We start from the raw sequence: 6,225 nt of genomic DNA on the forward strand, positions 1-6,225 counted from the left end.
CGAACCGATCGCGCAGAACTGCGACCTGTCCGTCACCCCACGCCACGCACGGGTCAAACCCTCCACCTCGATCGGATCACCCAGACCCGTCCCCGTCCCGTGCGCCTCCACCAGACCGATCGAGTCCACCGACACCCCCGCGTCCCGCAACGCCGCGGAGATCACTTCCTGTTGCGCCGCACTGCTCGGAACCGTCAACCCACTCGTACGACCACCGTGATTGACCGCACTGCCCTTGATGACACCCCGGATCCGGTCACCGTCCCGCAAAGCGGCCCGGAGCGGCTTCACCACCACCGTCACCACACCCTCACCCGGCACGAACCCGTCCGCCCCCGCATCGAACGGCCGGGAGGCACCCGAAGGCGACAGGGCTCGCAGGTTTCGCATCGCGACGTAGTGCAGCGGGGACATGCCGACGCGAACACCGGCCACGATCGCCTGGTCGCACTCGCCGTCACGGATGCTGCGCACCGCCGTGTGCAGGGCGACCAGCGAAGACGAACACAACGTGTCGATCGTCATGCTCGGCCCGTGCAGATCCAGGAAGTAACTCACCCGGTTCGCGAGGAACGCGTTGTGGTTGCCGAGACCGCTGGGGGCGTCCAGCTCCGGCTCGATGTTGTAGTCCTTGTAGTGCTGGTAACTGGCGCCCACGAACACGCCGGTGGAGGAGGCCAGTTGCCTGGGCGGCAGGCCGGCCGACTCCAGTGCCTCCCAGGCGGTACGGAGCAGCCAGCGGACCTGCGGGTCGAGGACCTCCGCCTGTTTGGGGAAGAAGTCGAAGAACCGGGCGTCGAACTCCTCCACGTTGTCGAGGAATCCGCCCATGTCGGGCTCGTGACCATCCGCGTACCGTCCCCAGCGGTGGGCCGGCGCCGGGTGGATCTCCTCGCCGGCGCCGGCCAGGAGGGACCAGAGCCGCTCCGGGTCCGAGGCACCGGGGAGCGCCAGGGCCAGGCCGATGACGGCCATGTCCTCGGCAGCCGCCGTGTCTTCGAGGACTGCCGGACCGGCGGTGGCCGAGGCCGCGCCGGGGACCGCCGCCTCGGGGACCGCTGCCTCGGGGGCCGCCGCCTCGGGGCCCTCGACCGGGGCCGGGGCCGGGTCTGTGTCCGGGTCTGTGGTGAACGCTCCGTCGGCCGCCAGCTCGGCGACGTGCGCGGCGAGGGTACGGCAGTCCGCGGCGTCCAGGACGTCCGTCGGGCTGAGTTGTACCCCGTACTCCGTCTCGATGTCGGCCGCGATGGCCGTCGCCAGCATGGAGTCGAGGCCCGCGGCGGACAGTGAGGTGGTCGCGGTGACACCCGGGTCGCGCAGGACGTCGCGTACCACCGTGACGATCGCCGCCTCCGATGCCGCGGCGTGCGGCGTGCGGTGGGCGGGGCGAGAGGGCGGTGCGTCGTCGGCGGCCACCGTCCGGTACTCGACTTCGTCGAGCCGGGCCAACACCCGGCCGTCGGCGGCGAAGAGCGTCGCGTCGCCGCGTCGCGTGCCGTCGCTCGCGGGCTCGGCGCCTTCGAGCAACACGAACACCGTCCGCGCCGGATCCGCCCAGCGGGTCGCCCGGCCGATGGAGACCGGCAGATAGGTGGCCGACGGGGCGGCGGGGTCCGCGAGCGTGAGCACGGCCATGGCCTGAAGGGCGGCGTCGATCGCGACCGTCTGCGCCTCCAGGGGGCTGTCGGCGGGAACGTCGATGCGTACGAGCACGCGGCCCGGCTCGTAGTGCACCTCGGCGATGGAGCGGAGCGGGGCGGTGAGTTCCATGCCCTTCGCCGCGAACCAGGCGTAGAGGCCGTCCGGTTGCAGGGTCCGGCCGAGGCCGGCCCGCAGTGCGTCCAGGTCGACGGCGGCGGGCTCCTGGCCGGCCGGGGTGTCGGTGGTGGTGAGTCGGGCGATGACCCGGTCGGCGTGACGGAAGGCGGCCGGTCCGTTGCGGGTGGGGTCGTCCAGGTCACTGGTGAGGGAGTGGGTTCCGGTTCCCCGGCCCGTGAAGACGATCCGGCGCAGGACCTCGCCCGAGCGCAGCCCGAGGGCCACGGGGAGCGCCCCGGGCACGGTGTCCTCGCCCAGCACCCGGTGGGCGGGCGCGAGCCGCCGTAGGGCAGCGGCCACGTCCTGCGCGGCAGGGCCGGCGGGTGGTGCGGGCGGGGACGTCACCGCGGTGTCGGCCGGCGTCCCGAACGGGTAGGGAGGCAGGGCGCGGTGGCGTGCCGGCGGGCCCGGGTACACCGCGGCCCAGTCGACGGTGCCGCCGGCGACGTAGCGCAGGGCGGGCCCGCCGAGCCCGGTCGAGGCGCTCTCCACCAGAGTGTCGCCGCGTACGACGGTGCCGGGTGCCCGGTCCGCCAGGTGCAGCGCCGTGGCCAAGGCGGTGCTCAGTTCGTCGACCGTGTTCCCCAGGACGGCGACCCGGTGGGCCCGGTGGTCGCGTCCGATGGCACTGGAGCGGCACAGGGCGCGCAGGTCGTCCGCGGTCCCCCGCGCCAGCAGCGGGCGGACGTCCGCCATGCGCCGGAGCAGGGCCTGCGGGGTGTGGGCGGAGAGGACGAGCAGATGCTCGTCCCGTTCGGTGGCGGCCTCTGGGGCATCGTGGCCGGACTGCCCGTACCCGGGCTCCCCGATGTACTCCTCCACGACGATGTGCGCGTTGGTGCCGCCCATGCCGAAGGAGCTGATCCCCGCCCGGCGCGGACCGTCCGAGGTCCATGGTTGTGGCTCGACCGGGATCACGAACGGTCCGGTGGACAGGTCGAGGTGGCTGCTGGGGGTCTCGTGGCCGGCGACGGGCGGTATCTCCCGGTGTCGCAGGGACAGCAGCACCTTCAGCAGGCCGGCGAGTCCGGCCGCGGGCTCCAGGTGTCCGATGTTTCCCTTCACCGTCCCGATGTGGCACGGGCCGGTGCGGTCCGGGTCGCCACCGAACACCTCGGTCAGCGCGGCGATCTCGATCGGGTCGCCGAGCCGGGTCGCGGTGCCGTGCGTCTCGATCAGGGAGACGTCCGCAGGGGCCAGTCCGGCGTCGGCGAGCGCGGCCCGGACGACCGCGGCCTGGGCCTCGCTGCGGGGCACCGGCAGGGCGCTGCCGCGGCCCCCGTGGTTGACGGCCGTACCGCGGATGACGCCCCAGATCCGGTCGCCGTCCCGTTCCGCGTCCGCGAGCGGCTTCAGCATTACGGCCAACGCGCCCTCGCCGGGCAGGAATCCGTCCGCCCGCTCGTCGAAGGGCCTCGGCAGGGTCTCGGACAGCGCGCCGAGCCGGCTCAGGCTGCGGTAGTACCAAGGAGTCAGGCCGACCTGGCAGGCCGCCACGATGGCGGCGCCGCAGTGCCCCGCACGCAGTGCGGCGACCGCTTGCTGGATGGCGACGAGCGAGGACGAGCAAAGGGTGTCGACGGTCTGCGACGGGCCGGTGAGGTCCAGGGCGTACGAGATCCGGTTGGCCAGTACCGCGTTCATGGAGCCGAGCGCGGTGTGCGGTCCGACGGTCTCCAGACCCTGCGTGTCACGGTGGTGGGTGTAGGTGGCGCCGACGAAGACGCCGATGTCGCGGCGGTCGGCGAGAGCGCTGTCGTCCCGCACCGTCCAGGCGTGTTCCAGCAGCAGCTTCTGTTGTACGTCCATCTCCTCGGCCTCGCGTACGGAGATGCCGAAGAAGCTCGGATCGAAGCGGTCGATGCCCGAGACGAACGCACCGGTGCGGCAGTAGGTGCCCGTCATGCGGGGGCCGCGCGGCTCGAAGTGGGTGTCGATGTCCCAGCGTTCCGCCGGGACCTCGGTGAACGCGTTGCCGCCGGAGCGGAGCAGGTCCCACAGCTCCACCGCGCCGCCGGCGGCGCCCGGCAGGTCACCGGAGACGGCGACGATCGCCACGTCCGCGTCACGGCCGTCGGCCCGCGTGCGGCGTCGCGGTGTCGGGAGCGGGCGGTCGGGGCCGGATGCCGGGAGCGGCTCGCCGGGGCGGGTGGGCTCGAAGGGCCGTACCAGGTCGGCCGGCTCGGAAAGCCCGACCCGCTGGGAGGGCTCGGCCGGCCGGGAGGGCTCGACGGACCCGACCGGCTCGGGGGGTTCCGGCGCGGCCACCGCGGTGGCGGCGCCGTAGCGGTCGGTCAGGGCCTGCACCAGCTCGGCGAACTCGCCGTACTCCAGGAAGAGCGTCGCCGGGAGGTGTATGCCCCACCTGCGGGACAGTTCCTCCGACAGCTCGACGCTCATGATCGAACTCATGCCGTAGTCCGACAGGGGGGTGTCGCGGTCGAAGGAGGCGACACCGAGCCGCTCGGCGAGGAACCGCTCCAGGCCGTCGGCGACGTGTTCCCCGGCGCCCACGCCCGACCCGCCGGCCCCGGCCGTCCCACCGGCCGTGTTCGGTACGCCGGTGCGCGCCTCGGCCCGTACGACGGAGGGAGCTTCGACTTCGGCTTCGGCTTCCGCGGCCTCCGGCTCGATGACCTCGTCGCCGGCGTCCGGGTGGGCGACGACGACCTGGCGGGGGTCTTCCCGCGACCCCAGTACCGCGATGAGGGCGTCCAGACCCTCCGCGGTGCCGAGCGGCCGGACACCGCGCCGCCGCAACTGCTCGGCGACGGCCGTACCCATGCCCACCTCACCCCACAGGCCCCAGTCGATGCTCAGCCACGGCGAGCCGTGTGCCTGCGCGAAGGCGTCGAGGTAGGCGTTGGCCGCGGCGTACCCGGCCTGCCCGAGGTTGCCGAACGTGCCGGAGACCGACGCGAACAACACGGCGAAGTCCAGGTCCTGCCCGGCCACCGCGGTCGCCAGCTCGCGGACCCCGTCGACCTTGGGCCGCATCACCGCGGCGATGTCCTCGGCGGTGGCGCTGCGGATCAGGCCGTCCTTGAGCGTGCCGGCGGCGTGAACCACGCCGTGCAGCACTCCGTACTCGGCGCGGGCCCGCTGCACCACGGCCGCCAGGGCGCCGGGGGTGGTGACGTCCGCGCTGTAGGAGACGATCTCGCAGCCGTGTGCGCGGATCGCGGCCGTCCGCTGCCGGTCGACGGCCGCCGCGCCGGAGCGGCTGACCAACGCGACGACGCCGGCGCCGTCCCGTGCGAACCTGTCGGCGACCTCCAGGCCCAGACCGCCGTGCCCGCCGAGGATGAGGTAGTGGCCGCCCTGCCTGACCGGCCCCGGGCGTGAGCGGGGCGCGGCGTGCGCGGAACGGTCGCGAACGCGGACGGGTACCCGGCGGACACCCTGTCGGTAGCCGGTCTCGGTCGGGCCGTCGCTGTCGCCGAGTTCCGCGAGGAGCGCCTGGAGGGCGTCGTCGGAGGACCGGTCGATGTCGACGAGGCGGGGGCGCAGGCCCGAGTACTCGATGGCGGCGGTACGGAGGAAGCCCCACAGGGCGGCGCGCGCGGGCACCGGCCGGTCTCCGTCCGCGACTGCTTGCCCGTCCCGGGTCACGACGAGGAAGCGGCCCTTGCGCTGCCGCTCGCCGAGGGTCCGCAGGGCGGCCAGGCAGCCGTAGAGGCCGAGGCGGAGTTCCGTCTCCTCCCCCTGGGCGCCGTCGGACACCTCGCCGGCGTTCCACAGGTGCACCACACCGGCGATCGGGTCCCCGACCTCGTCCCAGAGCCGCCGGAACGCCTCCTCGTCCGGCTGCGAGAGCATCCGCAGGTCGCGGTCACCGTCGCCGTCGCCGGCCCGTTCCTGTGCGTGTTCGTGCGCCCGCGGTCCGGACGGGCCGATGCCGACCTCCACCACGCGGGCGCCGTCGGCCCGAAGCCGTCCGGCGGCGCGTGCTCCGAGGCCGTCCGTGCCGGCGTCGTGCAGCACCACCCAGGTACCGGTCACCGGCTCGGTCCGGGCGGCGTCCGCCGGTGCGGAACGCCACACGATCCGGCTGATGGGCAGCGCTGCCGGTCCTGCCGGTCGTGCCGGGGCCGAGGCGGCGGCCGTTCGCGAGACGGCGGCCGTTCGCCGCATGCGGAGCCCCTCGAACTCCGCGGCGACCTCGTGGGAGGGCCCCAGCAGAGTCGCGTCGGCGGTCGCGTACGCGCCGTCGACGCCGGTGCGGCGCACCAGGACGGTGGCACCGGTCGACAGCGCCGAGAGGTCGGTGAGGACCCGGAACCGGGCGATGCCGATCGGCAGCATGGGGTGGGGGCCGTCGGCTCCCGTGAGGTCCTGGAGCGCGCAGCTCACGACCTGGAACACCCCGTCCACCAGGAGCGGATGCGCGTACCAGGGCACGGGTTC

General features: G+C 74.0%; 1 protein-coding gene. It reads right to left on the reverse strand.

Annotated elements, in window-relative coordinates; all coding sequences use genetic code 11:
- A partial coding sequence (locus ADK55_RS39655; protein ID WP_234349959.1) for an SDR family NAD(P)-dependent oxidoreductase occupies positions 1-6,225 on the reverse strand: 6,225 nt, incomplete at both ends.

Source organism: Streptomyces sp. WM4235, from assembly GCF_001279725.1.
Taxonomy (GTDB): domain Bacteria; phylum Actinomycetota; class Actinomycetes; order Streptomycetales; family Streptomycetaceae; genus Streptomyces.